This window comes from Spongiactinospora sp. 9N601, from assembly GCF_044326295.1.
In the GTDB taxonomy this organism is placed as follows: domain Bacteria; phylum Actinomycetota; class Actinomycetes; order Streptosporangiales; family Streptosporangiaceae; genus Spongiactinospora; species Spongiactinospora gelatinilytica.
The window spans coordinates 159950-184805 of the sequence record NZ_JBIRBB010000019.1; the positions used below are offsets into that span (position 1 = coordinate 159950).

The window sequence follows — 24856 nt, forward strand, 5'->3', positions numbered from 1 at the left end:
GCGGTTGACCTCGACCGTGGTTGAGGTCGCACGATGGTGGCGTGAGGCTTGAGATATACGCCGATGTGCTCTGCCCCTGGTGCTACATCGGCAAGAGGCGTCTGACCGCCGCGCTGGCCCGGCACCCCGGCCGCGACCGCGTCGAGATCATCTGGCGGAGCCACGAACTCGCGCCGGACGAAGGCCGGACCCCCGGCCCGACCGCCGCGCAGGCCATGTCCGGCTGGTGGGGTGAGCAGGCGCCCGCCCGCATCGCCCGGATCCGCGAGCTGGGCGCGGCGGAAGGGCTGGAGCTGAACCTCCACCTGGCCCGCCCGGTGAACACCTTCGACGCGCACCGGCTGGTCAAGCTGTCCGCCGGGCGCGGCCTGGCCGACGCGATGATGGAACGGCTGTTGCACGGCTATCACACCGAAGGGCTCAACGTGGCCGATCCGCAGGTGCTCCTGCGCCTCGGCGGCGAGGCCGGGCTGGAGGCAGCCGAGGTGCGGGCCGTCCTGGCCGGTGACGACCACGCCGATCAGGTACGCGCCGACCGGCGTCGCGCGGCGGAGTGCGGCGTCACCGGCGTACCCGGTCTGGTGATCGACGGCGGCCCGCCGGTCCCCGGGGTTCAGCCGGTCGAAGACCTGCTGCGACTGCTGAAGGCGGCCTGAAGCCGGGCGATCGGGGATCGGCCGAAAGGCCGAAGCCCCGGGGAGCGGTTCGTCCCGAGGGAGGACGCTGGATCACGTCCCCGCCTGTGAGTCTCGGATGCGGCGATCCGCCTTCGGAGACGACCTTGTTGAGGGACATCCATGATCAGACGACTCTTGGTGGCGTTCGGCCTTTTGGCGGCCACCGTGGCAGCCGCTCCCCCCGCGTCCGCCGCCGCCGGTCAGGACCCGGTGCGGGCGGCCCTGGACAAGGCGTTCGCCGAGGCCACGGCCGATCCGGACGGCCCCGGGGTGCAGGCCGTGGCGATACGGGGCGGGCGGCTCATCTGGTCGGCGAACGCCCGCAGGGCGATCAATGAGCCGCCAGCGCCGGTCACCGGCTCGACGCTGTTCAGCCTGGCGAGTTTCGGCAAGTCCATCCTGGCCACGTACGCCCTGCACCTGGCCGAGAAGGGCGTGCTGGCGCTGGACCGCCCGATCTCCGCCCACGTCGGGACGGATGTGCCCGGCTCGCGCGTGGTCACGCTCCGGATGCTGCTCACGCACACCGCCGGGTACCCCGACCTCTACACCGACCCGGCCACCGCCCCGCTGCTGCCGGGCGGCGCGCAGTACGACCCGGACCGGCCCTACACCTTCGCCATGCTCGCGCCGGGCATTCACGAGCCGGTGAACCCCGGCGCGCGCTTCGAGTACTCCAACACCGGATTCATCATCCTGGCCGAGGTGCTGACCAGGGTGTCCGGCGGGGAGCGGGCGCTCGAACGCGACCTCAGGCACTTCTACCAGCGGACCGGCGAGCGCGGCGACCAGCTCACCGCCGTACGCTCCCCGAGCGCCCACGCCCGCTTCGCCCACGGGTACGTCCCCGGCGAGGATGGCACGCTCACCGACTACTTCACCGCCTTCGGCGCCACCGGCATCCCCACCGACGTGTACGGCCTGCCGTTCGGTGACGGCATGTTCGCGGGTACCGCCTACGGCGCCGCGCGCTTCCTGGACGCCCTGTTCACCGGCAAGCGGCTGCTGCGCCCGGCCACCCTCACCGCGATGACCACGCCGTCGCCCCAGGCGGTCGCGGCGGGCTTCGCCTACGGCATGGCCACCGTCCGCACCGAGGTCGCGAACCGCACCTGGCAGGGCCACGGAGGGGCCTACGGCGGCTTCACCTCCATGGGCGCCACCGACCTGACCCGCGGCGTGACCCTGATGGTCGTCGACAACCGGCTCTCCCCCGATGGGAACGCCATGGCGACCTGGGACAAACTGGCGCGGGCCTACGCCTCGGCCACCCCCTGACGTCAGACCCTGGCGGGCCTGGTCACGGCCGGCGGAAATGTGACGCCGGTGCCATGGCGCCGTTCGGGCTGATGTACGACCTGATCGCGCGGGGCCGGGCCCAGGGCGTGCTGGAGCCGGGCGCAGCGTCGTGGTCAGCGCGCCGGGGTAGCGGCCACGGCGGCGTCGCGCCGTTTCGGCAGCGCGGTCGCCAGGAGGGCGACGGCGGCCAATATCACTGCGATGGCGGTGAACGCCTGCCCGTAGCCGGTCTCCCGTCCCCCCGTCGCCGTGACCAGGGCGGCCAGGCCGAGCGCGCCGCCGATCTGCTTGGCGGTGTTCAACAGCCCGGAGGCCGCGCCCGCGTCGGCCGGGGCGACGCCGGAGGTCACCGTGACGGTCAGCGGCGTGTTCAGCAGGCCGCCGCCGAGGGAGATCAGCACGGCCGGGCCGAGGACGGCCGTCAGGTAGTCGTCGCCGGGGGCGATGCCGCTCTGCCACCAGAAGCCCGCCGCGCCGATCAGCGCCCCGGCGGCGATGAGGACGCGATCGTCGGTACGGCGCATCAGCCACGGGGTCAGGCGCAGGCCCACCAGCATGGTCAGCAACGTGTGCGGCAGGAACGCCAGCCCGGTCCGCAACGGCCCGTAGCCCAGGACGTTCTGCAGGGACAGAGTCAGGAAGTACCACATCGGGTTCAGGCACGCCCCGGCCAGCAGCATCGCCACGTTGCCCAGCCAGATCGGCCGCGCCCGCAGCAGCGACGGCGGAACCAGCGGCGCCCCCGCCACACGCGCCTCGACCAGCGCGAACAGCCCCAGCAGGACGACGCCGCCGAGCGCGACGGCGGGCGCGCCCGACAGGCCATAGGCCAGCGCGCCCAGCCCGCCGGTGGCCAGCGCCGCGCCGAGCACGTCCAGCCGCCGCCCGCCGCGCCGGTCCTGGCCGGGGGCGAGCCGGCGGGCCCCGGCCAGGCAGGCCAGCCCGATCGGGACGTTGATCAGCAGGATCGACCGCCAGGACAGGTGCTCGGTCAGCGCGCCGCCGATCAGGTTGCCCGCCGTACCGCCGGCCAGGCTCACCGCCGTCCATACGGCGATCGCGCGGGTACGGCGCTCGCCCTCGGGGAAGGCGGACGTCAAGATCGTGAGCGTGGCCGGGGCCAGGACCGCCGCCCCCACCCCCTGACCGGCCCGGGCGGCGATCAGCCAGCCGGGCGCGTCCGCCAGCCCGCCGCCCAGACTGGCGACGGTGAACACCGCCAGACCGGCGGTGAAGACGCGCCGGTGCCCGTACAGGTCGGCCAGCCGCCCGCCGAGCAGCAGCAGCGCGCCGAAGCTCAGCGCGTAGGCGTTGCCCACCCACGCCAGATGCCGGGCGTCGAAGCCGAGCGCGTGCTGGATGGACGGCAGCGCGACGTTCACCACCGACACGTCCAGCACCACCATGAACTGCGCGGCGCACAGCAGCGCCAGTACGACCGGCACCGATCACCTCCCTACATTCCGATGCGATCACATCGGATTACCGAGCCTCAGCATATAATCCGATGTGAACGCATCGGAAAGCCGGGAGGGGCCATGGGCAGGGGGCCGGGCGCGCAGCATGTGCGGCGGCGCGGTGAGATCGCCGACGCCGTGCTCGCCATCGTCACCGACCGCGGCCTGGCGGCGGTCTCGCTGACCGAGGTGGCCGCCCAGGCCGGCGTCTCACCAGGCAGGGTGCAGCACTACTTCCCGGCCAAGCGGCAGCTCATCGAGGCCGCCTTCGAGCGCGGCAACGACCTGTCCAGCGCCCGCATCCGGGCCAAGACCGGTGCCGACCTGGAGGCCGCCGAGCCGCGCCTGGTGCTCACCACCGTGCTGGGCGAACTCATCCCCTACGACGCCGCGACCGAGGCGCACATGCGCGTCAGGCAGTCCTTCCAGGCCATCGCCTTCGCCGAGGAGGCCATCGCCGCCCGGCTGCGCGTCCTTTACGCCGGCCTCCACCACCAGATCGCCGGCCTCATCGCCCGCGACCAGCAGGCCGGCCGCATCCCGGCCGCCGTCGATCCCCAGGGCACGGCGCTCACCCTGGTGGCACTGGCCGAGGGGCTGGCCGCCTACGTGCTCACCGGCGTCACCCCCGCGACCACCGCCCGCGAACAGGTGCTGGCGGCCATCGCCGCCCTCTACCGCTGACCTGCCCCACGGCCCGGCACGATAGTGGCAGGCCGGCACGCCGAATCCCGATCGATCGGCCACGCCTTCACATCGCCTTGAGCAGTGCCCGTGACACCCCCAGCGCCGCGGTCTTCACGGCGGGCGCCAGCCAGGCCGGTGCAGGTCAGGGGGAGTCGCCCGCCGACCGCGGAGGTAGGTGCGGGGCGCCGCCCACTACCTGCCCGCCTACGCCGGCAACCTCGACATCATGACCTCGGCCGCACTGCGCGTCGCCGAGCGCCTCGCTGGAGCCACCGCATGAGCCTCTACATCCAGGACGTCATCCTGCGAGATGGCATGCACGCCGTCCGCCACCGCATCACCCCGCGCGAGGTCGGCCGCATCGCCGCCGCCCTCGACGCCGCCGGAGTGGGCGCCATCGAGGTCGCCCACGGCGACGGCCTCGTATCCCTCGGTCGCCTGCCGGCGTTCATGCCGTCGCCTCCCTTGGCGTGGGGTGCTGGGCTTTGCGGGGCAGCAGGGCCATCAGCGCCACCAGGCCGGCGGCGGCAGGGGCGCCCCAGAACAGGACGTCCGGGATGGCGGCGGCGGTCGCCATCGGGCTCGGGGGCCGGCCCTGGAGTTCCCGGGTGAGGAGGGTGCCGAAGATCGCCACGCCGAGCGACAGGCCCAGGCCGCGGACGGACACCGCGGCGGAGGTGGTGGCGGCCAGGTCCGCGGGTGAGGCCGCGTTCTGCGCGACGACCACCAGGTTCTGCATCAGCAGCCCGAACCCGGCTCCCAGCACCGCGATCTCCACGGCCAGCAGGGCGTAGGGGGTGCCGGGTGTGAGGCGGCCGAGCAGCGCGAATCCCAGCACCGCGATCACCGCGCCGGCGATCAGGTACGGCTTGAACCGGCCGCTCGCGCCGATGCGGGCGCCGGCGAGCGAGGAGACGGCCATGAACGTCAGCACGTACGGGTTGAGCGCCAGGCCCGCCTGGGTGGCCCCCATGCCGTACGCGGCCTGCAGATAGGTGGGCAGGTAGACGATCGAGCCGCCGAGCAGCGCGCCCAGCAGCGCGGTGGCGGGCAGCGCGACGCGCAGGGTGGGGTCGGCGAACAGCCGCAGCGGCAGCAGCGGGTCGGCCGCGCAGCGTTCCCGCCACACGAACAGCGCCGCCAGGACCGCTACCGCGCCGATCAGCGCGAGGATCACGCCGGACGTCCAGGCGTACGTCCGGCCGCCCCACTCGGCCACCAGCAGCAGGGTCACCGTCGCGCCCGCGATCAGCACGGCCCCGGCCAGGTCGATCCTGCCGCCCCCGCCCGGCTTGGGCAGCCGCAGCGCGTACGCGGCGAGCGCCATGGCGAGCAGGCCGAGCGGCAGGTTGACGTAGAAGATCCAGCGCCAGCCCCAGGCGTCGGTGATCGCGCCACCGGCGAGCGGGCCGCCCACACTGGCCAGCGCGAAGACACCGCCGGTGAAGCCCTGGACCCTGCTGCGCAACCGCTGCGGGAACAGCTCCGACAGCGCGATCGTGGGCAGTACGAACAGCGCTCCGGCCCCGATGCCCTGGAAGGTCCTGGCGGCGATCATCTGCGGCGTCGTCTGGGCCAGGCCGCACAGTGCGGAACCCACGACGAAGACGGCGACCGCCGTGACGAACACCGGGCGGCGGCCGAACCGATCGCTGATCCGGCCGTAGAGCGCGCCGGTCGCCGTCGAGGCCAGCAGGTAGGAGGTGACGATCCAGCCGATCGCGTCCATGCCGCCCAGGTCGGCGGCGATGTCGGGCAGGGCGATGGCCACCACCGTCTGGTCCAGGACCGACAGCAGCATGCCGATCAGCAGGCCCGCCGTGGCGAGCGGCACGTTGCCGCCACCCTTGGGGCGGGCGGTGGCGGCGTTTCGCGCGAGGTCCGCGGACGCCATGATCAGCCCTTCCCCTGGGCGAACGGGCCGGGCAGGCCGAAGTCGGCGCTCAACAGGTCCTGGTCGATGACCGCGGCGGCCACGGTACCGCTCGCCGCCGCGGCGATCACCGCGGCCGGCGGCACCGGTACGGTGGCCCGCCGGGCCATGTCACCGGCCGCGTACACGCCGGGCACGCTGGTCTGGCCGAACTCGTTCACCTCCACGCACCCGTCCTCGAAGATCGCGCACCCGAGGCCGGCGGCCAGGCCGGAGCGCTGCCGCGGCACATTGACGACGAACGCCGCGTCCCTGGCAAGCGGCGGGCCGCTTTCGAACACGACCTGCTCCAGCCGGCCGTCCGTCCCCTCCAGGCGCGCGACGGCCTCGCAGCGCACGGCGACACCGTGCGACTCCAGCGTGGCCTGCGCCACCGGATCGAGCGGCCCGCCATCGGTGCAGAGCGCGACATCGGCGGCGAAGCGGCTCAGTTGCAGCGCCAGCCGTACCCGGGGCGGGTCCGAGCCGAGCACGGCGACCTGCTTGCCGGTGCACTCGTAGCCGTGGCAGTAGGGGCAGTGGAAGGCGGAACGGCCCCACAGCCCTTCCACCCCGCGTGGACCGGGCAGCTCATCGGCCAGTCCGGTGGCCAGCAACAGGCGCCGCGCGCCCGCCGTCCCCCCTCCGGACAGATCCAGGCGGAAGCCACCGCCGTCCTGCGCGCTGACATCGGTGACCGTCCCTGTCGTTGTCCGCACCGTTCGGTAAGCGGCCAGCTCCGCGCGGCCCAGCCTGCGCAACTCGGCGGGAGGGGTGCCGTCCCGGGTGAGGAAGTTGTGCACACTGCCCGCGGCGGCGTTGCGGCCCTCCTCGGCATCGACCAGCAACACCTCCCGGTGAACCCGCCCGAGCGCCAGAGCACCGGCCATCCCGGCCGGCCCCCCGCCGACGATGACGACGTCGAACATTCCCTGCCTCCGATCAGCGGTCATCGCTTGATGTGGAGACAAGTCTGCAAGTTAATGTCAACATGAAGTCAAGCGGCCGGATCCGGCCACGAGGCAGTTCGGCCAGCCCAGGTGCCGATCAATTTGCGAAGCTCGGGCTCAGTTGCGCAGTGCGGTGCCACGCGCCCCGCCCGCTGTACCGAGGCCGGCAATGATCCGGTTCGTCGTGGCGGTTCAGGGGGCCGCAGTCGAGACGCCGCCGACGGTTTCGGGGAGGCGGGCGAAGGCCGTCGTCGCGATCAGTACCACCGCCGCCACCACCGCCCACGCCGTCCCCGCGCCGGACGCCATGGCCAGCGGGGCCAGCGTCAGATTGGCGAGCGCGCCGCCTCCCGATCCGGCCAGTGAGGTCGCCGAAGCCATCGTGGCCCGCTCGTCCGCGGTGACCCGGTGGTGGGCCAGCTCGGCCCTGAGCACTCCGTGCGCGCCCAGTCCCGCGAAGAACACCACGTAGGGCAGGCCCGCGAGCACCACGCCACCGGCGCCCGCGCCGCCCATGGCCGCCGACCCGGCCAGCCCGGCCAGCGCGGCTCCGGCGACCACCAGCCCGGCCGCCGCCCCGCGCACCGATCCCCTGCCCCCGTCTCCCGGTCCGTCCGCGTGGCGGGACGGGCTTCGGGACAGGCGGCGGGCCAGGGCGGGGGCGAGGGCCGCGCCCAGGGCGCTCGCCGCGAAGCCGACCGCCGACACGATCGCGTACGCCGTGGCCCCCACCTCGCCGGAGCCGGTCAGCTCGGCCAGGTGCCCGGGCACCAGCAGCTCGATGCCGGTCAGCGCCATCCCGACCACCGCGGACACCAGGACCAGCCGACGCAGCACCCCGTCGCGTACCGACACCCGGACCCCCGCCACCATCGTGACCGGGACGCCCCGCAGCACCTGCGCCATCGAGACGGGCGGCCGGGCGCCCTCGGGCATCGCGACCAGTACGGTCCCCAGCCACACCAGCGCGGCGACGGCCCCGAGCACCGCGGGCCACGCCAGCGGGTCGAGCGACACCGCGATCGCCGTACCGTCCGGGCCCGCCGCATCGGCCAGGTCGGCGGCCTCGGCGGCGAGCGGGACGAAGCCGCCCACGATCACGCCGATGCCCAGCGCCATGTCCTCCATGATGTGGCCGCGCGACAGTCCGGGCCGCAGATCGGCATCAGGCCCCTCGGCGGCGTGCAGCGTGTCCACGAACCATGCCTCGGCCGGCCCGCTGGACAACGCCCGCGCGATTCCCAGCACCACGCAGGCCATCATGAACGCCCAGAACGAGCCGGCCACCGCGAGCAACACCAGCGCCAGGGCCGTGCAGGCGGCGGACACGGCGAGCACCACCCGGCGTCCCACGACGTCGGCCAGCCCCCCGGTGGGCAGTTCCAGCCCTGCTATGACCAGGGAGTACACGGTCATGACCACGCCGACCTGAACGATCGTCATGCCCCGGTCCAGCATGAGCAGCACCAGCGGGGCGATCATCAGCCCGGCGGGCAGCCAGGTCAGGAAACTGATGAGGGCATAGCGCCGCCGTACCGACGCGGCGTTCACGCGACCGACCCGTCGGGGAACAGGTACGTCTTTTCCATGCCGCCCACAGTAGACCGCAAAGATTAGTTTGCAAATAGAGTTTTGCGATATTGGCCGACCTGCCGGTCGGTCCCCTGACCAAGGCCATGATCGGCGGTGTGTCGCGTGTGCAAGCCATGGGTTGCAGGTGCGGCCTCAATGTGCAATCGTGGAGTTGCAGATCGAGGTACCGGAAACACCCCCAGGGAGCAAATCATGGACACCACCTACACCGACGTCGAGCTGGCCGAGCTTGACCGGATCGCCCGGCAGATCGACATCGACGCCCCGGCCGAGCGGGTCTGGGAGCTGGTCGTACGCCCCGGCTGGTACGTCAACGACGGCGCGGTCGATGCCGACCCGGACCTGCGCTACGAGGGCGACGTGGCCGTGGTGGGCCATCCGACGCTGGGCGAGTTCCGGTTCCGGACGGTGAAGCTGGACAAGCCGCGCTACGCGGCGTTCCGCTGGATCGGCACCCCGTTCCGGGACGAGTCGACGCCCTCGACCCTCGTCGAGTTCTGGATCGACGAGCGGGACGGCGGCGGGGTGACGCTGCGCGTCGTCGAGAGCGGGTTCTCCGGCCTGGCGGACGACCCCGCCGCGTGGCTGAAGGAACGCGAGGGCAATGACAAGGGCTGGCTCGCCGAGCTGGAGGCGGCGAAGGTGTTCGTCGAGAAGTCCGCGTCCGCCCCGGCGACGCGTCCGTGACCGCCCCCCTCCCCGTCGTGTGCGCCGCGCTCGGAGACCCGACACGCTGGGAGATCCTCACCCGGCTCGGCGAGGGTCCCATGTCGGCGACCGCGCTGGCCAGGGTGCTGCCGGTGAGCCGTCAGGCGATCGGCAAGCACGTGGAGGTGCTGCGCGAGGTCGGGCTGGTCGAGTCCGAGCAGCGCGGGCGCGAGGTCGTCTACCTCGCCGTCGGCGCCCGGCTCGGCGCGCTGGCGCGAGAACTGGACCGGATCGGCCGCTCCTGGGAGACCCGCCTGCTGCGGATCAAGGAACTGGTGGAGCACCCCGGCCCGGCGGACGACCACTGAAACGACTACAACGATTGGACACGACCGTGGCATGGTCTGCTGCCTGTGGAGGCGATGGACGCCCCATCCCGCAGTGGTCCCGCATCGAGGCCGAGCGCTCCGACCGGCTCACGCCGCGACCGTGACAGACCATGACACCGGTCACGCCCGGCGCCCCTTAGGGCGGATCTTGATGTCGCGCATGTCGGTCACCGCGAGCTTCAAGATCTCATGCGGGTGCCCGTGCGCCCCCAGCGCGGCCATCGCGCCGAGCGCCGCCTCGTCCTCGCCGTCGTCCGGGCCCGCCGGCACCTCACAGCGGAAGGTGAAGGCCGTCACGCTCGAATCGTGGGTGAACGTCCCGGCCTCGGTGTAGGCGGTGCCGCCCGCGGCCAGCACGGCGGCCCGCCCGGCGTCGTCGAGCCCGGTGAACTTCCCTCTGATCGTCACTCTGAACAACCGCTCATTCCTCTCGTACGGCATAGCCGAGCAGGCGCTCCCCCATGAGACCCTCCACGGCGTCGATCAGCTCCAGCACGTCCGCGGCGATCACGCCCGGCCGCTCGCCGGCCGCGGTCCGCCTGCCGATCTCCGAAAAGACCAGGCTGTGCAGGCTCCCGAGCTGCCAGGCGACGGCCCGGGGCAGCGGGTCGCCGGGCGCGGCGCCGGTCTCCTCGGCCAGGTGGGCGGCCAGTTCGGCGGTCATCTGGTGGGCGAGCCGCTCCAGCCGGGCGGTCAGCGTGGGCGCATTTCACCCTCCACACGGGGACTCCTCAGGGTCGTGGGCGTGATCGTCGCGGTTGGACCGGTCGCGACGATCACGCCCACGGTTCGTTCCAGGGTCAGCTCAGCGGGCGCCAGGGGCCGCGTGGGTCGTCCGGTCGCTGGTTGCGGGTCCACCATGCGGCCCGGTACCGGTGGCCACGGTGTTCCACCACGTCACCGGCCACGAAGATGCGGGTCGGTGTCCAGACGGCGGTGCCGTCGGCGGTCGTGGCGATCTCCTGCCACGGCCCGTTCGGGTCGCCCGGCGCCTGGTCGCGGGACCACCACGCCGCCCGCCAGAGCGCGCCGCGGTAGGTCACCTCGCTGCCGCCGGTGTAGACGGTCCCGGGGGCCCACGCGGGCGCCTTCGCCACGGTGAAGGTGCTGACGGCGCTGCGGGTCACATGTCCCGCCGGGTCGCGCAGTTCGGCGTACCACTCGTAGGAGCCGCCCCTGGTGAGGCCGTTCAGCACCACCGAGACCTGCTGGGCGCCGACCGCCGGCCGTACGTCCCCGACCTGCTGCCGCGCGCCGGCCGCGACGGTGAGCGATTCGGCGGCGAGGGTCCGTGTGGTGCTGCCGCCGAGGTCGATCTCCAGGGCGAAGTTCTCCGTGTCCGCGCCGTGGAAACCGGGAATCGCGCCCTGGGGGACCTTGTGGTGCCAGTTCCCGTCGGACGTCGCCTTGCCCAGCAGGGGCGACCAGGTGTTGAAGTAGATCAGGTCGTTCTCGGCATCGACGCTGATGTGCTTGAGGTACTCCTGCCCGCCGTAGACGCGCGACTGGTAATCGGTCAGTACGCCGTAGACGCGGTTGCCGCCGGCGGACTGCCGCGAGGCGACGCCGGTGCCGGCGATGTGGCCGCCGAGCACCAGTTTGACGTTCGGGTACGGATCGATCAGCGCCTGGGTGACGTTCCCGTTCGACCAGCCGTTGACGCCCTGGTTCACCGAGTTGTGATTGGCGATGATCACCGCGTGGTCGGGATGGGCCTCGATGACGCGCTTGGCCCAGGCCAGTCCGGGGTCGCCGGCGTTGTCCGCGGAGAAGAAGCCGACGGTGATCAGCAGGAGCTTCGCCCCGTCGATCTCGGCCGTGTAGTAGTAGTTGTCGATGTTGTCGCTGCCCCCGAACCGCCAGGGGCCGCCCTTGAGACTCTTCTCGAACCGCTCCATCGGGAAATACTTCGGCAGCATGATCCGGCCGTTGCGCGCGTCCGAGTAGTCGTGGTTACCCCACGAGATCATGTACGGCAGGCCCGCCTTCTCCAGCGCCCGCGCCGACGGCTCGGCGTTCTCCCACTGGTACTCCTGCGACAAGTACTCGCGGTTGACCCAGTCGCCCGACTGGAGCACCAGCTTGGTCTTGCGCTCCGCCGCGACGTCGGCGACGTACTCGAACTGGTGCGTCATCAGGTCGGGCGTCGCCTGCGCGTAGAGCTGGGAGTCCGGCACGTGGTCGAAGGCCCAGTCGTACCGGTCGGCGGCGGGCATGGACTCGATGTCGTCGCCCTGCTGCCCCGGCAGCGCGGTCAGGCCGCGCCAGACCAGCAGGTGCAGCTTCCCGCCGGCCACGACGTTCTCGCCGGCGCGGGCGGTCACGTCCAGCTCGACCGCGGCCCCGGACGGGTCGGCCCCTGCGTCCTTCAGGATCCAGCGGCCGGCCGCGTGGTCGTACACGTGGGCCGAGACCGTGCGGTCGTCCCCCGAGCCCGTCCAGGTCAGGTGGAACTCCTGCTGCTTCGCCTGCTCGCCGGTCAGCGAGATCTCGTAGATCTGGAACGGGTTCTCGTTCGTTCCCTTCGTCGTCGGCAGCGACTCCTTGCTCACGGTGCCGCTGCCGGGCTTCAGCGCGTCGGGCACCCGGTCCGGGGTGGTCCCGGTGCGTACCACGACGTTCGAGGCGCTGAGCGGGATGGTCGGGCCCGCGTAGAACCTGGCCTCGACCCGCTCGCGGTCCTCGGTCTGCGGCGTCGCGCTCAGCGTGACCCGGTTGCCTGAACCCGAGGCGGCGTCGTCGCTCACCTTCGGCACGGCGGGCGCCACGGTGTCCTTGACCGTGACCCGGATCTCGACCGGCTCGGCCACGTCCCGCGACCCACCGGAAGCGGGCTTACCCGACTTGCCGATGGCGGCGGCGCCGACGGTGAGCGTGTGCTCGCCGATCCGGTTCACCGGCACGCGTACCGTGAACGGCCCGGCGTCGACCCGCTGGGCGAGCACCTGCTCGCCGCCCACCCGCGCGGTCAGCTCGGCGCGCCTGCTGACGGTACCGGTCACCTCGACCAGGCCCGCTTCCAGCGAGCCGCCCGCGCGCGGCGTGCCGACCACCAGCGTCAGGCGCTCACGCGCACGCTCGACCCGCTCGCCGAAGGTCACGGCATCGCCGAACAGGTTCGCATACCGGAAGGACTCGAAAGCGGGAGTGAAGGCCACGCCCGCGATCTGCACCTCATCGACCAGTCCATGGAACGGCGTCCGGAGGGTGCCGTCGTTGGTGTAGTAGTCGCCGATCGTCGTCTGCACGGCCGGGTCCGAGAAGGTGCTGCGGTACTCGACCATCTGGCTGTGCACCTCGCGGCCGTCGATGAACACCGAGTACGTCATGCCGTCGTAGGTCTGGGTGACCAGGTGCGGCCTGCCGTCGGCCGGAAAGCCGAACCGATTGCTCAGATCGACGTTTCCGAACTCGAAGCTGTTGCCCGAAAGGCGCGTGCCGACCTGCTTGTCGTCCGGCCGGACGCCCTGCCAGAACGTGAGCTGCCCGTCACCGGTCGCGCTCTCCTTCGCGACCACGGGGGCCGGTGCGCCCAGCGCGGCCAGGTCCTCCTCGGTGAGGGAGTACACGCCGCTGATCGCTATACGGTCGTGCCCGCCGCCGACGTCGCCCGCGTACTGCAGGCGCGAAGCGCCGAACCGCGCCTGGCCGGTGCCCCGCTCCGAGGGGCCGGTGGTCAGGTCGCCGCCCACCACGACACCGGTCTGCCGGCCCGTGGAGTCGGTACGGCGCTCGCCGCTCGCGGTGTCGCCGCCGAAGTGCTCGACCAGGGAGTACGCCTCGCCCCACACGGCGGTGGGATCGTTGCCGGGCGCTCCGCCGCCGAAGTAGGCCCACACCTGGCGCGCCGACCCGGCGGGCAGGCTCGCCACCCGGACCCACACCGTCGAGGTGGCGCCCGGCCGCCAGGTCTCCACCTCGAACGGCAAGGGCGCGCCGTCGGCGGCGAAGAAGGCCAGCTCGTCCCGCTTGACGTCGGGCGCCAACGGGATGCGGAGCTGGACCGGCGTGCCGGTGAAGTCCGACGCGGTGTCGTTGCGGACGGTGACCATCTGGCGGGCGGTCGCGCCGGGGTCGGCCCAGGCCACGGTCTTGCCGTCGGTGGACACCAGCCCGCCCAGCTCGCGCAGCCGGCGCTCGGCGTCCGCAAGGCGCGCCAGGCCGGTCAGGGCGCCGCGCTGCGCCTCGGTGAGCCCGTTCACGGCGTCGCGCACCGCGGCCACCGCCTTGGCGTCCTTCAGCGTGATGTCGGAGGCGGCGGGCAGCTCGTCGATCCGGGCGGCGACCGGGGAGATCGCGCGGTCGATTCCGAAGCCCTCGAACAGGCGCGGTACGCCGCGGTCGCGGATGTCGTAGACGTTCACGGTGAGGCGGGCGGCCGTGACGTTCACCGACGTGAAGTTCTCGCCCGCCTGCTCGCCGGTGCGGTCGAACAGCCGCAGGTAGGGCTCCAGGTCCACGCCCTGCGGGTTGGTGGCCTGCTTGTAGTGCTTGGCGCCGGCGGTGTTCGGCAGGAAGTAGATGGAACCCTTGGGGTCCACCGCGTACTCGACGCGCTTCCCGGCGCGGACCTCGGTGATCTTGGTGGTCTCGACCGGCCGCGCGCCCTGGACCCCCTTGGGGTCGGCGGCCAGCACCTTGGACCGGCTCATCACATGGTCGTGGCCCTGCAGCACCAGGTCGATGTCCAGCTCGTCGATCACCGGCACGAGAGTGCGGCGCATCGCCATGACGTCGCCGTCGTCCAGGTGGTTCGCCGTCGTGTAGGTGCCCTTGTGCATGGACAGGATGAGCCACCTGGCGCCGGCGTCGCGCGCGGCCTTGGCGTCGGCGCGAAGCCAGTCGATCTGCTTCCGGGAGATCCCCTCGGGCCCGCCCTCGTTGGTGTTGAGCACCATGAAGTGCGCGCGGTTGTAGGTGTAGGAGTAGTACACGCCGCCGGACCGGTCCTGGTCCTGCGGGCCCGCAAGCGTGAAGTGGTCGGCGAACGCGTTCGCCGCCGCGTCGTGGTTGCCCGACGCCGGCGCGAGCGTGGTCTTCAGCAGGCTCGGGCGGGCGGCGTCGAGCAGGTCCTTCCAGTCCTGCTCCCGGCCGCCGTCCTCGACGACGTCGCCGTTGTGCATGACGAACTCCGCGCCCGGCACGTGCCGAAGCGCCTTGGCGATGGTCTGCGCCGACAGCTCCGCCTCGGCCAGGTTCTGCGACTGGGTGTCGGTCAGGTCGATGAACGTGAAGTCCTCGTCCCCGCCCTTCGCCGTGACGAACGTGCCGGTGGCGCTCCACACCTGCTCGCCCGAGTTGCCCACGCGGTAGTAGTACGTGGTGCCGGGCCGCAGGTCGCGGGCGATGGCACGGTAGAAGGTCTCCCCGTCATCGCTCTCCTCGCGCTGCGCCTGGACGGTCACCGTGGCCGAGCCCTCGGGGAACTCGCGGTCGGTGCTCAGCACGGCGACGGCGCCGTCCGTGTCCAGCGCCGAATACCAGGTGAAGGCGCGCTGTGTGCCCGGGTCGCCGTGGAAGGTGGTGGTGATCCGGTTCGGCGCCTCGGCCGAGGAGACGTACTTCGGCACCGGATGGCCGAGCTTGGCGTCCCAGCTCCACTTCTCGGCGAAGTCCCAGCCCAGCTTCTCGTACGTCGCCCGCTGGGCGAGCTGGTCGGCCGCGGCGTCCGTGCCGTGCTGGTTCTTGGCACCCGGCCCGGTGACGGCCTGGCCGCCGATGGTGATCGCGGCGTTGGCCAGGTTGTTCTCGGCCGTCCAGCCGTCATAGCCGGTGTAGCCGACGACGCGACCGGCGAACCCGTCGATCCTGCCCCGGTAGGCGATCGAGCCGGACAGCGCGACGTTGCCGGTGAACGAGCCGCCCGCGCTCGGGTTGCCCGGGTAGGCCACGACGTGAGCGGCGTCGATGCCGCGGGTGCCGCCCGCGCCCCCGTCGGCCGCCACGGTGAGGGTCGCCTCGACGAGGTTGTTGCGGATCGTCACGCCGCCGTTGGAATAGGACACGAGGCCGGCGGGCATCTTCTGCGCGCTGATCGCGGCGCGTACCCGGTTGTCGGTGACGGAGCCGCCGCGCAGTTCGGCGACCAGGCCCGCCACCTTCTCCGCGCCGGTGGCCGTGAGACCGGCGTCGAGTACGGCGTTGCCCGTCAGGGTCGCGTTGGTGGCGACGACGGCGAGGCCGGCCACGAACCCGCCGCGCGTGCCGCCGTCGGCCTTGACGTTCGTCAGGGTGAGACCGCGGATGGTGCCGCCGACGAGCTGGCGCACCAGGCCGAGCCGGTCGGCCTCGCCGCCGGCGCTCGGCTGCGGGGCGTAGACCAGGCCGTTGACCTTGTGCCCCGCGCCGTCCAGCACGCCCTCGAAGCGGTTGATGCCGCCGAACGGCTCGCGTCCGGCGAAGTCGAGGTCGGCGGTCAGGGCGAAGTGCCTGTCGCCGGTGTACCGGGCGTTGCCGGCGTTGAGCTGGGCGGCGAGCAGTTCCAGGTCCTCGGGGGAGGCGATCTCGTAGGGCTGCTCCGCGGTGCCGCTGCCGAACAGCGTCGGGGTGTACTGCGGCACCGGGTGGCGCAGCGCGTCGTCCCAGCGCCAGGCGTTGGCGAAGTCCCAGCCCAGCTTCTCGTACGTCGCCCGCTGGGCGAGCTGGTCGGCGGTGGCGTCCGTGCCGTGCTGGTTCTTGACGCCCGGCCCGGTGACGGCCTGGCCGCCGATGGTGATCGCGGCGTTGGCCAGGTTGTTCTCGGCCGTCCAGCCGTCGTAGCCGGTGTAGCCGATGATGCGGCCGACGAACCCGTCGGCCTTGCCCGTGTAGGCGATCGAGCCGGACAGCGCGACGTTGCCGGTGAAGGCGGAGCCATTGGGCGAGCCCGGGTAGCCGGCGATGAGCCCCGCGTCGATGCCGCGCGTGCCGCCGTCCCCGCCCGGGGCGTTGATCATCAGGTCGGCCGCCGCCAGGTTGTGCCGCACCTGGGAGTTCTGGTTGACGTAGGCGGCGATGCCGGCGGGCATCTTGGCCGCGCTCAGGGAACCGGTCACGAGGTTGTCCTCGATGGTTCCGTTGTGCAGCTCGGCGACGATGCCGCCCACCTTCTCGGCGCTGGCCGCGGTGAGCCGCGCGCCCTTCACGGTGTTGCCCGTCAGGGTGGAGTTGGTGGCCACCACGGCGACGGCGCCGATCCAGCCGCCGGTGCTCGTCCCGGCGTCGGCCTGCACACGGTCGAGGGTGAGGTTGCGGATCGTGCCGCCGTCCAGGCGACGGACCAGTCCCAGGCGGTCGGCCTCGCCCCCCGCCGACGGCTCCCGTACGAGCCGGATGTCGCTGATCGTGTGACCGGCGCCTTCGAGTGTTCCAGTGAAGAAGTTGATACCGCCGAACGTGCTTCCGCCGAAGTTGATATCGGCGGTCAACCGGTAGGCCGCGCCGCCGAAGCCGCCCGGGTTCCCGTTGATCGCGCCGGCGACCGTGCGCAGGTCGTCGGCCGAGTCGATCTGGTACGGGTCCCGGGGCGTGCCGCCGCCGTCGATCCCGGGCAGCGGGTCCGCCGCATGGGCGGCGGGCACAACCGCCCCGAGGGCGAGAACGACGCCGAGCGCGGCGGTCACGCGAGCGAGGGCACGGGTGCGTGACAGGACATGGGATTGCATGCGGCGAGTTCATCGATCAACGTTGAATGCGCTCGGGCCGACCGGCAACGCTACGATGAACATCGTAGTTTCGGCTCGTTGAATTCTGGATTTTCGGCCGGTCTGCGGGCGCTGCCGGGGCTGGCACGGCGGCCACGGCAGGTACGGATGACGATCGGGAAGACGAGCAGGCGGTACTCGTCGATCAGGCCGTGTTCGGCGAGTGCGCGGATCAGCGTGCCGGAGCCGAACACCACGAGGTCACCGTCGGCCCGGTGGGAGTCGTTCCGGTCGGCTGCGACCGTGCGAGCACATCGTGCTCGGTCACGTCGTCGGTGGACCAGGCCGCGTTGAGGATCTGGCAGGACTGCCGGCCCGGCAGCATTCCGGCCGCCTCGACGGTCGATGCGCGCATGAAGCCGGCCACGGTGTCATCGCCGCAGGGGACGACCCAGCCCCGAAGCCGCTCGTCTCCGGGAGTCGATCGCTGCGGCGGTCGCGGTCACGGCCCGGGGGCATCGTCGCCGACCTGACCAGGGCGTTCGTCGGCGTTGAGGCGTTCGATGAGGCCGTCCAGCAGGGTGCGGAGCAGGACGGTGAGGTGGTCGCGCTGGTCCTCGTCGAGGTGGGCGATGAGCGCGTCTTCATGGGTCAGCAGGGCATCGACGGTGTCCTCGACGAGCCGGTGCCCGGCATCGGACAGGGTGATCGTCTGGGTACGCCCGCGCGGACCGCGTGTGGTGTGGACCAGGTCCGCCTTTTCGGCGCGGGTGACGCGCTGGCTGATGGCGCCCGCCGTGACCAGGCACGAGGCGCGCAGCTCTGCCGGGGTCATGGTGTACGGGGGGCCGCTGCGGCGCAGCGTGGACAGCAGGTCGAGGGTGGCGCCGTCGATGCCGAGCCGGGCCAGCGTGCGGCGGCGTTCATCGCCGAACAGTTTGGCGGCCCGCCATACGCGGGTGACGATCCCGATCGAGGCGACAGGGGTGCCGGGACGCTCCCGGTGCCAGGCCAGTTGGATCTCATCTACGGCGTCGGGTTTGCGGTGCTGGGTCACGTTTCCTATTCTACGAGGAGAAGTTTAGGTCTAAACAAGGAGTCTGGTTATGAGGCGTACAGCCGTGGTGACGGGTGGCGGCACGGGGATCGGGAAGGCCACGGCGGCGGCGCTGGCAGCCGACGGCCTGGACGTGGTGATCACCGGCCGCCGCAAGGACGTCCTGGACAGCGCGGTGGCCGAGTTGGGGAACGGGGTGCGGGCCGTGCCGTTCGACGTGACGGTTCCCGCCGAGATCGAGGCCGCGTTACCCGAGCTGCCGCAGCGGGTGGAGGTGCTGGTCAACAACGCGGGCGGCAACACCGACTTCAAGCGTTCCGAGCCCCGGGACCTGGCCGGGCTGCGGGCCGCGTGGCTGGCCAACCTGGAGGCCAATCTGGTGAGCGCGGTGCTGGTGACCACGGCGCTCACGCCACGGTTGGCGGACGGGGGCCGCGTTGTCACCCTCGGCTCGATCGCCGCGGCCAAGGGCGCGGCGGGCTACGGCGCGGCCAAGGCCGGAGTGCTCGCCTGGAACGCCGAACTGGCGTTCCAGCTCGGCGGGCGCGGCATCACCGCCAACGTCGTGGCACCGGGGCTGGTCGAGGAGACCGAGTTCTTCGGCGACGGGCTGCCCGAGCAGCGCCGTACGGCGCTGGTCGCCCAGACCGCCACCGGCCGCGCAGGCCGGGTCGAGGACGTCGCCGCCACGATCGCGTTCCTCGCATCCCCCGGCGCCGGTCACATCACCGGCCAGGTCGTCCACGTCAACGGCGGCGCGCACCTCGGCGGCTGACCTCTGGAGGCGACTGTGATCGTGCCCGTGTCCCAGCTCAGGAACGTGACCCCGTCGTCAGGTGCCGCCTCACTCAGGGGGTGAGGGCGTATTCGGTGAACCGGCCACAGGAGCGGAAGCCCAGACGCCGGTAAACGGGTTCGCCATCCGTCGATGCCTGGAGGACCGCGATGCGGTGGTCGTGGCTCCAGGCGGTGTGGAGGGCGGCGAGGGTGATGGCGCCGCCGTACCCGCGTCGGCGGTGGGTGGCCAGGGTGGAAATGTTGTAGATTCCGGCGACCTGTGCGTGGTGGAAGACCTCTGCCGAGCAGACCGGGTGGCCCTCCGCGTAGCCGACCAGGTAGCGGGCGGGACAATCGGCGGCCAGCGCCGCCGGAGCGGCCAGGTCGTAGAAGCGGCGCACGGTGTCGGCGGGCGGGTCCCAGATGGCGGCAAGGACCGTGGCGTAGTCGGCGAGCTGTGCGGGTGTCGTGACCGGGCGGATGTCGAGCCCGTCCGCGTACGGCTGCGGAAGGGTGTCCTTCAGCTCGGCCCACATGGCCGTCTCGTATTCAGCGACCCGAAGGCCGGCGGCCGACAGGCGGGCTCTCAGATCCGGCGGTGTGGAAGCAGGGCCCACCCACCAGGAGAAGGGGCGGCCGGTGGCGGTCAGGGTCCGGACCGTCTCGGCGATCCGCGCCTGGGCCGTGTCATCGGTGAAGCGGGCCGCGGCGACGATGTTGAAGGTGTCGTCGGCAAGGCCGCTGTCGCACACTCGGAGGTCGTCGGTCTCGATGACGGTCGCGCCCTTGATCTGCCGGTGCAGGTGACAGGCGTGTTCGGCGAGGTTCTGCTCCATCCTGGCCGGCAGGTCGCCCTCTTCAGAGAAACGAGTCTTCATCAGGCTCATGAGGATTGATCTCATCACAGGTGCGCCTTAGCGCTTCGCGATTTTCGGCCGCCACCCGAGGAGGCTCGGCCAGAGCGCGCCCGGTGCGGACGAGGCGGCCCCGGGCCCGCCGCACCCTGACCCGTGGGAGCGCGACGACGCTGTGGCGCAACAGCATCGCGCCGCGGGCGCTGCTGGACATGATGCGCTACCGCCCGGCGGAGGCCGCGGGGAGGCTGACCCGCCCGCTGCTCGTCTGCGCCGCCGCCGACGACCACGAGACGCCGCTGGAGACGACCCGGGCGCTCGTCGACCGGGCGCCACACGGCGAGCTGCGCGTCTACCCGGGCACCCATTTCACCTTTTACACCGATCCCGAGCTGCGCGTACGCGTGGCCGCCGACCAGACCGCCTTCTACCGCCGGGTACTGGCGGACGCCGGCTGACCCTCACCGTGGTCACCGGAGTCGCACTCCTGGCCGTGGGCACGCCGGCCGCCCACATCATCCGCACGACCGGGCGGCTGCCCGCGCAGCTCGGCTGGTACATGGTGGTCCTCGGCGTCGCGCTGAGCGTCATCTACTTCCCGGTCAGCGGCGGCTGGCCGCTGCTCGCCATCGGCGTGCTCCCAAGGCACGTACCCGCCGGCCCTGACCGGGCCATCAGGACGCCCGCTACGGCTCACTCACCACCACGGCGTCGGGGGGGATCGGGACAGAGGGTCTTCCACAATATGGCGTTGGTGGCCTGGAGTTCCTTGCCGGTGCGCGGGGTGTAGGAGATCGACGCCTGGCGCCGGCCGTTCGCCAGGTGAAAGGACATCGTCTGGTACCCGTAGGCCGTGCCGGTGTGGCCGATGGCAAGGCCGCAGGAGGTGGGCATCAGTCCCAGGCCCATACCGTACTCCGTGCCGGTGGTCATCAGGCGCAGGAGAGCGGGGCGGACCAAACGGCCGGTCACCAGCGCGTGGAAGAAGCGGTTGAGGTCGGCGTCGGTGGAGATCAGGTTTCCCGAACCGGCGGCGAGGGTCATGTTGTAGGTACTGATGTCCACCGGTTCGCCGTCCGGACCGTTCAGGTACCCGTGCAGGTATCGGCCCTTGATGGCCGGGCGGCTCCCGGGCACCTCGGTGTCCTTCAGGCCGAGCGGGCGGATGATGCGCCGGTGGATCTCCGTCCCGAAGTCGCGGCCGGTCACCCGCTTGATGATCATACCGAGCAGGACGTAGTTGGTGTTGGAGTAGGCCTGCTGCGCGCCGGGCTCGAACGGCCGGGGGTGCCGTCGTGCCAGGGCGATGAGTTCCTCCGGTCGCCAGGTACGGTGGCGGTTGGCCAGCGCGCCGCCGGGCGGCTGGCCGTCCGGCAGGTACTCAGGGACGCCGGCGGCGTGGGTGAGCAGTTGGCGAACGGTGATCTCGTCCGCCCGCTCCACCTTGTCCTCGCCCACGCCCAGCAGGTCGCCCACGGTGTCGTCGAGCCGGAGCCTGCGCTCCGCCACCAACTGCAGCACGACCGTGGCCACGAACGACTTGACGATGCTGCCTGCGCGGAAGCGTTCCTTCCCGGTCGGGGTCACCTGCCGGCCCAGCCGTACCGAGCCGGCCGAACCACGCCACACCCGGCCGTCCAGCCGTACCTCAGCGATCACTCCGACGGCCCCCGCCGCGCGGATCGCGTCCAGGCCCTTCTGTAGCCGCGCGTCATCCGAGGCGGCGGACGCGGCGGCCGGGGACGCGGTCGCCGCAGTGGCCAGCGCCAGCGCCGCGCAGAGCAGTCCCCGGAGAATCTTCTTGTTTCGCATATCTCTCACCTGATCGACGCTAGGCGGGCGACCGGCCCTGCCGTTCCGCCCACGGAAGGATTCGGCACCCCCCCGCATGGCCGGTCGCCCCTCACCCCGGCGGAGGACCGGCATCAACGTCGTGATCGCCGAAGCCGGCCGGACGAACATCTCAGGCTTACGTGCCACGGCGGGCGTGCTCCCCCACCCAGGTCGACAACTCCGGCAGGGTTCGGTGACGCGGCACTAGAATTCCCCCATCATCCATGAGCGACCCCCAGAAATCGGACGCGTGGATGCCTTAGGGGAAGTGACATGCAGGGCTTGGTGTGGTGGTCGGCTTCGCCGGCCGCCCTCACGATGGTCTATTTCGTGGCTCGCCACCACACCGCCGGTATCGCCGCGGCAGCGGCCGGCGTGGTCGCCGGGGCGAGTGCCGTCGTCGCGAGCGCGGTCGGCTGGTCGGACCGCGAGGTCCTGGGCGCCGCACTGGTCGCCGCTGGTATGGCGGCGGTCGCCTGGGCGCTCGGCCGCTGGCGGAGGCGCTCCCTCACCAGGCGTACCGCCGCCGTGATCCACTGGGGCGCGCGGTCCAGGTTCGCCCATTTCGCGGCCCGGCTCGAACGCCACCGACTGGCGGCCGGACTGCACGACACGAGCGCCCATCGATTCACCGCGATCGCGGTCGGCTCGACCGCCGCCCTGCGGCTCGCCGACCCGGTGATGAAGGCCCGTGCCCTCGACCACGCCGCGGCGGAAGGCAGGGCCGCCGCGTCCGAACTTGCCCGCCTGGCCGGGTGCGATGACCCCCCTGAACCGGCGGCCACGGGAGACCTGAGCGAGATCGACGCGCTGATGTCCACCTGGCCGCCGCAGCGGATCACCTACCGGCGCACGGCCGGGGCCACCGACGCGTCGCCGCAGGCCACGGCGGTCGCCGTCCGGGTGGTACGCGAGTCGCTGACCAACGCCTTCAAACACGCGCCGGCATCCTCCATAGACGTCAGCGTGGAGACGAAGTCGGCACACCTGGTCGCGACGATCACCGACCACGCCCCGCCCCTGGAATCCCCGCCTCCGATCCCGGGCCCCGGAACAGGGGGAGAGCGGGGAGACCGGAGCGACGGCGTAGAGGCGCACGGTGGACAGGCCCACGGCGAGACGGAGCACCGCGGGCAGGGGCACACCGGCCGGCAGCGGGCCGCGCAGGGGCGGGGCGGGTGGGGGCTGGCCGGGCTCGCGGGTGCGGTGGGCGAGTGCGGGGGGTCGTTGACGGCGGGGCCTTCCGGGGCGGGGTGGACTGTGCGGGCCGTGCTGCCGTTGACGCCTGGCCTGGGCCTCCCTGCTTCGACCCGTGTGGGCGGATGGCGGGGAAGGCGGGCCACCGATCTCGCGCTCGTGATGCTGGCCGTCGCCCTCACTGCCGGGGTGGCCCTGCTCCCGCCGGAGAATCCGCCGCTCACCCCTGCCCAGGCGCTGATGCTGGTACCGCTGTTCGCGCTCCACGCGCTGCCGCTGGCCTGGCGGCATCGCGCTCCCGCGGTGAGCCTGGCGGCCTCCGTGGCCGTCTACCCCCTGCTGCTGGCCGTGTGGCGGACCACCGGCGCCCTCCAGCCGCCCGGCAACCTGTACCTGTTGTGCGGATGGGTCGAACTGGTCCTGCTCTACGCGGTCGGCGTACGCCGAAGGGCTCGTACCTGGCCGCTGCCTCTCGCTCTGTTCGCGGCGAGCGGCGTCCTCCTCGGCGCGCTCGCCGTACTGCCCGCCGCGGCCTGGGCGCTGGGGATCGTGGTCGGGACCAGGCGCGAGCAGCGGCGGAAGGCCGCCGTTGCGCGCGACGCGCGTTTCGCCGCCCAGACCCACGCGGCGCTGCTGGCCGAACGCGAGCGAATCGCCGCCGGGCTTCGCTCCACGGTGCTGCGGCGGGCGGACGAAGTGGTCGCCGCCGCGGATGAAGGGCGGCTGGACGCCGTACTGGCCGCCGCCCGCGCCGGGCTCACCGGCCTGAGGGAGTTGCTCGACGGGTTGGGGGCACAGGACGACGTCGATCCGCCGCCGACGCTGGAGGCGCTGGGGGTGCTCGGCACCCGAAGGAGCGTGTTCGTACGGTACGAAGGACATCGCCGAGCCGTTCATCCGGCGGTGGAGGTGATCGCGTTCCTCGCAGGCCGCGAACTGATGCGCCGCGCGGCCGGACAGGAGGCGACGGTCACGGTCACCTACCTGCGAAGTGGGATGATGGTGTCGGGCACGGCGGACGACGTGACGCGGCGGCGGCTGCTCGCGCTGGCCGACGCCGCGGGCGGCGAAGTGTCCGCGAACGGCGCGGCCGTACGGGTGTGGCTGCCGGAAGCGGGGCTAGCGTGATCGACGTTCTGGTCGCCGACGACGAGGCGGTGGTACGGGCGGGCATCTCGGCGATCCTGGACGCCGAGCCGGATCTCACCGTGGTCGGCCAGGCGGCCGACGGCCACCAGGCGATCGAGCTGATCAGCACGCTGCGCCCGGCCGTCGCGCTGATGGACATCAGGATGCCAGGGGTGGACGGCATCCGCGCCACCGCCGAGATCACGGCTCTCGCGCCGGAGACCCGCGTGGTCGTGCTCAGCAGCTTCGGCATGGACGACTACGTGTTCGCCGCGCTGCGCGCGGGCGCGGTGGGCTTCCTGCTCAAGGACGCCGAGCCGGAACGGCTGCTGGACGCCGTCCGGCTCGCCGCCGCCGGTCAGACCCCGCTGGCGCCGACCGTCGCCAAACGCCTGGTCGAGTACGTCGCCGCGGAGGATCCGGTCGACTCGGACATCTTCCAGCGGCTCACCCGCCGCGAGGCGGAGGTGCTCCAGCACATCGCGCGCGGCCTCTCGAACGCCGAGATCGGCGCCGCACTGGGCATCGGCCAGGCGACGGTCAAGGACCACGTGACCATGATCCTCGCCAAACTCGGCGTCCGCGACCGGCTGCACGCCACCATCGCCGCCTACGAGGCCGGCGTGGTCCGCCCGAGGCGGCACCACTCCTAGGGCGTGTATCGAAGTCTTGTGAGGCGGGCTGCCGCTTGGGCGAGTCGTAGATCGACAACGAATGAGGTCTCCGGTAAGAGGGTTGATCGACCAAGAACAACCTGAACACCGGAGACCTCGTGG

The 24856-nt window shown here is 72.2% G+C and carries 22 protein-coding genes and 2 pseudogenes; 12 read left to right on the forward strand and 12 right to left on the reverse strand.

What is annotated here, in order from left to right:
- Positions 1 to 41 precede the first annotated feature (41 nt).
- Positions 42 to 656, forward strand: coding sequence for a DsbA family oxidoreductase (locus ACH34R_RS36020; RefSeq protein ID WP_397566067.1), 615 nt, complete (start codon positions 42 to 44; stop codon positions 654 to 656).
- Positions 657 to 797: 141 nt separating this feature from the next.
- Positions 798 to 1955 carry a serine hydrolase domain-containing protein gene (locus tag ACH34R_RS36025; protein ID WP_397566068.1) on the forward strand — a complete coding sequence of 386 codons (1158 nt, stop codon included), beginning with the start codon at positions 798 to 800 and terminating at the stop codon, positions 1953 to 1955.
- A 134-nt stretch (positions 1956 to 2089) separates the two neighbouring features.
- On the opposite strand, the gene ACH34R_RS36030 is transcribed toward ACH34R_RS36025, so the two are convergent.
- Positions 2090 to 3421: an MFS transporter gene (locus tag ACH34R_RS36030; RefSeq protein ID WP_397566069.1), complete on the reverse strand. Its 1332-nt coding sequence runs from the start codon at positions 3419 to 3421 to the stop codon at positions 2090 to 2092.
- A 93-nt stretch (positions 3422 to 3514) separates the two neighbouring features.
- Between ACH34R_RS36030 and ACH34R_RS36035 the strand changes: the two genes are divergently transcribed.
- The 3 genes and pseudogenes from ACH34R_RS36035 to ACH34R_RS36045 form a co-directional block, all read left to right on the forward strand.
- Positions 3515 to 4117, forward strand: a complete 603-nt coding sequence (locus tag ACH34R_RS36035; RefSeq protein WP_397566070.1) for a TetR/AcrR family transcriptional regulator — start codon at positions 3515 to 3517, stop codon at positions 4115 to 4117.
- A gap of 178 nt (positions 4118 to 4295) precedes the next feature.
- A pseudogene (locus tag ACH34R_RS36040) lies at positions 4296 to 4400 on the forward strand (acetaldehyde dehydrogenase (acetylating)); the annotation flags it as partial.
- A pseudogene (locus ACH34R_RS36045) lies at positions 4397 to 4516 on the forward strand (4-hydroxy-2-oxovalerate aldolase); the annotation flags it as partial. The pseudogenes ACH34R_RS36040 and ACH34R_RS36045, both read left to right, overlap by 4 nt.
- 52 nt (positions 4517 to 4568) lie before the next feature.
- On the opposite strand, the gene ACH34R_RS36050 reads toward ACH34R_RS36045, so the two are convergent.
- From ACH34R_RS36050 to ACH34R_RS36060, 3 genes are all read right to left on the reverse strand, one after another.
- Complete coding sequence (locus tag ACH34R_RS36050; protein ID WP_397566071.1) at positions 4569 to 6014, reverse strand: DHA2 family efflux MFS transporter permease subunit; 1446 nt, start codon at positions 6012 to 6014, stop codon at positions 4569 to 4571.
- A gap of 2 nt (positions 6015 to 6016) precedes the next feature.
- On the reverse strand, positions 6017 to 6985 hold the full coding sequence (locus ACH34R_RS36055) for an NAD(P)/FAD-dependent oxidoreductase (RefSeq protein ID WP_397566072.1): 969 nt from the start codon (positions 6983 to 6985) through the stop codon (positions 6017 to 6019).
- 189 nt (positions 6986 to 7174) lie between these two features.
- Entirely contained in the window at positions 7175 to 8533 is a 1359-nt protein-coding gene (locus ACH34R_RS36060; RefSeq protein ID WP_397566073.1) for an MFS transporter, read from the reverse strand.
- A gap of 234 nt (positions 8534 to 8767) precedes the next feature.
- Here ACH34R_RS36060 and ACH34R_RS36065 point away from each other — a divergent pair, with 234 nt between their 5' ends.
- The gene (locus tag ACH34R_RS36065; RefSeq protein WP_397566074.1) at positions 8768 to 9262 is read left to right on the forward strand and encodes an ATPase; all 495 of its coding nucleotides are present in this window, start codon (positions 8768 to 8770) and stop codon (positions 9260 to 9262) included.
- A complete protein-coding gene (locus tag ACH34R_RS36070) occupies positions 9259 to 9591 on the forward strand; it encodes an ArsR/SmtB family transcription factor (RefSeq protein WP_397566075.1) in 333 nt (110 codons plus the stop codon). Before ACH34R_RS36065 ends, ACH34R_RS36070 begins: the two co-directional genes overlap by 4 nt.
- A gap of 141 nt (positions 9592 to 9732) precedes the next feature.
- Here ACH34R_RS36070 and ACH34R_RS36075 read toward each other — a convergent pair whose 3' ends face one another.
- The 6 genes from ACH34R_RS36075 to ACH34R_RS36100 all read right to left on the reverse strand — a co-directional run bounded on the left by ACH34R_RS36075 (position 9733) and on the right by ACH34R_RS36100 (position 18291).
- Positions 9733 to 10053, reverse strand: a complete 321-nt coding sequence (locus ACH34R_RS36075; RefSeq protein ID WP_397566076.1) for a DUF6204 family protein — start codon at positions 10051 to 10053, stop codon at positions 9733 to 9735.
- Positions 10034 to 10276, reverse strand: coding sequence for a hypothetical protein (locus ACH34R_RS36080; RefSeq protein WP_397566077.1), 243 nt, complete (start codon positions 10274 to 10276; stop codon positions 10034 to 10036). Before ACH34R_RS36080 ends, ACH34R_RS36075 begins: the two co-directional genes overlap by 20 nt.
- Positions 10277 to 10412: 136 nt before the next feature.
- Positions 10413 to 17213, reverse strand: a complete 6801-nt coding sequence (locus ACH34R_RS36085; protein ID WP_397566078.1) for a metallophosphoesterase — start codon at positions 17211 to 17213, stop codon at positions 10413 to 10415.
- 92 nt (positions 17214 to 17305) lie between these two features.
- Positions 17306 to 17488 carry a dihydrofolate reductase family protein gene (locus tag ACH34R_RS36090; RefSeq protein ID WP_397566079.1) on the reverse strand — a complete coding sequence of 61 codons (183 nt, stop codon included), beginning with the start codon at positions 17486 to 17488 and terminating at the stop codon, positions 17306 to 17308.
- Complete coding sequence (locus ACH34R_RS36095; RefSeq protein ID WP_397566080.1) at positions 17467 to 17649, reverse strand: hypothetical protein; 183 nt, start codon at positions 17647 to 17649, stop codon at positions 17467 to 17469. Before ACH34R_RS36095 ends, ACH34R_RS36090 begins: the two co-directional genes overlap by 22 nt.
- A gap of 87 nt (positions 17650 to 17736) precedes the next feature.
- Positions 17737 to 18291 (reverse strand): MarR family winged helix-turn-helix transcriptional regulator, encoded by a 555-nt coding sequence (locus tag ACH34R_RS36100; RefSeq protein WP_397566081.1) that lies wholly within the window; start codon positions 18289 to 18291, stop codon positions 17737 to 17739.
- Positions 18292 to 18340: 49 nt separating this feature from the next.
- Between ACH34R_RS36100 and ACH34R_RS36105 the strand changes: the two genes are divergently transcribed.
- Positions 18341 to 19066, forward strand: a complete 726-nt coding sequence (locus ACH34R_RS36105) for an SDR family oxidoreductase (RefSeq protein ID WP_397566082.1) — start codon at positions 18341 to 18343, stop codon at positions 19064 to 19066.
- A gap of 73 nt (positions 19067 to 19139) precedes the next feature.
- On the opposite strand, the gene ACH34R_RS36110 is transcribed toward ACH34R_RS36105, so the two are convergent.
- Positions 19140 to 19946: a GNAT family N-acetyltransferase gene (locus tag ACH34R_RS36110; RefSeq protein WP_397566083.1), complete on the reverse strand. Its 807-nt coding sequence runs from the start codon at positions 19944 to 19946 to the stop codon at positions 19140 to 19142.
- A 92-nt stretch (positions 19947 to 20038) separates the two neighbouring features.
- Here ACH34R_RS36110 and ACH34R_RS36115 point away from each other — a divergent pair, with 92 nt between their 5' ends.
- Positions 20039 to 20380 carry an alpha/beta fold hydrolase gene (locus ACH34R_RS36115; RefSeq protein WP_397566084.1) on the forward strand — a complete coding sequence of 114 codons (342 nt, stop codon included), beginning with the start codon at positions 20039 to 20041 and terminating at the stop codon, positions 20378 to 20380.
- An 8-nt stretch (positions 20381 to 20388) separates the two neighbouring features.
- Positions 20389 to 20712, forward strand: a complete 324-nt coding sequence (locus ACH34R_RS36120) for a DUF6463 family protein (protein WP_397566085.1) — start codon at positions 20389 to 20391, stop codon at positions 20710 to 20712.
- Here the strand turns inward: ACH34R_RS36120 and ACH34R_RS36125 are convergent.
- Positions 20616 to 21734 (reverse strand): serine hydrolase domain-containing protein, encoded by a 1119-nt coding sequence (locus ACH34R_RS36125; protein WP_397566086.1) that lies wholly within the window; start codon positions 21732 to 21734, stop codon positions 20616 to 20618. The genes ACH34R_RS36120 and ACH34R_RS36125 overlap by 97 nt on opposite strands.
- A 294-nt stretch (positions 21735 to 22028) precedes the next feature.
- On the opposite strand from ACH34R_RS36125, the gene ACH34R_RS36130 reads away from it, so the two are divergent.
- Together ACH34R_RS36130 and ACH34R_RS36135 are read left to right on the forward strand one after the other, a co-directional pair.
- The gene (locus ACH34R_RS36130) at positions 22029 to 24080 is read left to right on the forward strand and encodes an ATP-binding protein (RefSeq protein ID WP_397566087.1); all 2052 of its coding nucleotides are present in this window, start codon (positions 22029 to 22031) and stop codon (positions 24078 to 24080) included.
- Positions 24077 to 24733 carry a response regulator gene (locus ACH34R_RS36135; protein ID WP_397566088.1) on the forward strand — a complete coding sequence of 219 codons (657 nt, stop codon included), beginning with the start codon at positions 24077 to 24079 and terminating at the stop codon, positions 24731 to 24733. The genes ACH34R_RS36130 and ACH34R_RS36135 overlap by 4 nt, the downstream gene beginning before the upstream one ends.
- Positions 24734 to 24856 lie beyond the last annotated feature (123 nt).

What these genes read in the sequence shown, in the direction of transcription:
- ACH34R_RS36065 (WP_397566074.1), top strand. Translation starts at nt 8,768, where the DNA reads ATGGACACCACCTACACCGACGTCGAGCTGGCCGAGCTTGACCGGATC.
- ACH34R_RS36075 (WP_397566076.1), bottom strand. Translation starts at nt 10,053, where the DNA reads ATGCCGTACGAGAGGAATGAGCGGTTGTTCAGAGTGACGATCAGAGGG.
- ACH34R_RS36035 (WP_397566070.1), top strand. Translation starts at nt 3,515, where the DNA reads ATGGGCAGGGGGCCGGGCGCGCAGCATGTGCGGCGGCGCGGTGAGATC.
- ACH34R_RS36050 (WP_397566071.1), bottom strand. Translation starts at nt 6,014, where the DNA reads ATGGCGTCCGCGGACCTCGCGCGAAACGCCGCCACCGCCCGCCCCAAG.
- ACH34R_RS36080 (WP_397566077.1), bottom strand. Translation starts at nt 10,276, where the DNA reads ATGACCGCCGAACTGGCCGCCCACCTGGCCGAGGAGACCGGCGCCGCG.
- ACH34R_RS36025 (WP_397566068.1), top strand. Translation starts at nt 798, where the DNA reads ATGATCAGACGACTCTTGGTGGCGTTCGGCCTTTTGGCGGCCACCGTG.
- ACH34R_RS36130 (WP_397566087.1), top strand. Translation starts at nt 22,029, where the DNA reads ATGCAGGGCTTGGTGTGGTGGTCGGCTTCGCCGGCCGCCCTCACGATG.
- ACH34R_RS36055 (WP_397566072.1), bottom strand. Translation starts at nt 6,985, where the DNA reads ATGACCGCTGATCGGAGGCAGGGAATGTTCGACGTCGTCATCGTCGGC.
- ACH34R_RS36110 (WP_397566083.1), bottom strand. Translation starts at nt 19,946, where the DNA reads ATGAAGACTCGTTTCTCTGAAGAGGGCGACCTGCCGGCCAGGATGGAG.
- ACH34R_RS36125 (WP_397566086.1), bottom strand. Translation starts at nt 21,734, where the DNA reads ATGCGAAACAAGAAGATTCTCCGGGGACTGCTCTGCGCGGCGCTGGCG.
- ACH34R_RS36105 (WP_397566082.1), top strand. Translation starts at nt 18,341, where the DNA reads ATGAGGCGTACAGCCGTGGTGACGGGTGGCGGCACGGGGATCGGGAAG.
- ACH34R_RS36095 (WP_397566080.1), bottom strand. Translation starts at nt 17,649, where the DNA reads ATGCGCGCATCGACCGTCGAGGCGGCCGGAATGCTGCCGGGCCGGCAG.